Source organism: Mesorhizobium sp. M7A.F.Ca.CA.001.10.2.1 (genome assembly GCF_003998575.1).
Lineage (GTDB): Bacteria > Pseudomonadota > Alphaproteobacteria > Rhizobiales > Rhizobiaceae > Mesorhizobium.
This window is the reverse complement of record NZ_RZQY01001241.1, coordinates 1-659: the sequence shown is the minus strand read 5'-3', so window position 1 is coordinate 659 and position 659 is coordinate 1. Positions and strand designations below refer to the sequence as shown.

At 63.7% G+C, this 659-nt stretch carries 1 protein-coding gene; it reads left to right on the top strand.

Features of this window, described 5'->3' with window-relative positions; genetic code table 11:
* On the top strand, positions 1-621 hold a 621-nt coding region (locus tag EN964_RS36385), incomplete at its 5' end, for an LON peptidase substrate-binding domain-containing protein (RefSeq protein WP_245490757.1).
* Between the last annotated feature and the right edge of the window lie 38 nt (positions 622-659).

Sequence of the window (659 nt, the reverse complement as noted above, 5' to 3'; positions counted from 1 at the left end):
ATCCCGATCTTTCCGCTCGAGGGTGCGCTTTTGCTGCCGGGAGGTCGCATGCCGCTCAACATCTTCGAGCCGCGCTATCTGCAGATGGTGGACGAGGCGATCGCCGGCCCGCGGCTCATCGGCGTCATCCAGCCCAGTCTCGACGGCGCCTTGCGCGGCGATGGCGAGCCGGAGCTCTGCAATGTCGGTTGCGCCGGCCGCATCATCGCCTTCTCCGAAAGCGGCGACGGCCGCTACCTGATTTCGCTGCAGGGCGTGTGCCGGTTCCGCATCGCCCACGAATTGACGGTCAAGACGCCGTTTCGCCAGTGCAAGCCCGCGCCTTTCCTTGCCGATCTCGACGAGGATCAGGCGGACAACGAGATCGACCGGCCATCGCTGCTCAAGGCGTTTCGCGCCTATCTGCAGGCCAACGATCTGGAGGCCGACTGGGAAAGCGTCAGCCGCGCCGAAAATGCCATGCTGGTCAATGCGCTGTCGATGATGGCGCCCTACGGGCCGGCCGAGAAACAGGCGCTGCTCGAAGCAGCCGACCTGAAGACCCGGGCGGAGACGCTGATCGCCATCACCGAAATGGCACTGGCGCGCGAGAATGAGGATTTTGGCTCGAGTTTGCAGTAAGAGTGTCGATATCCAGGTGAGACCGGCCTGCAAATGGT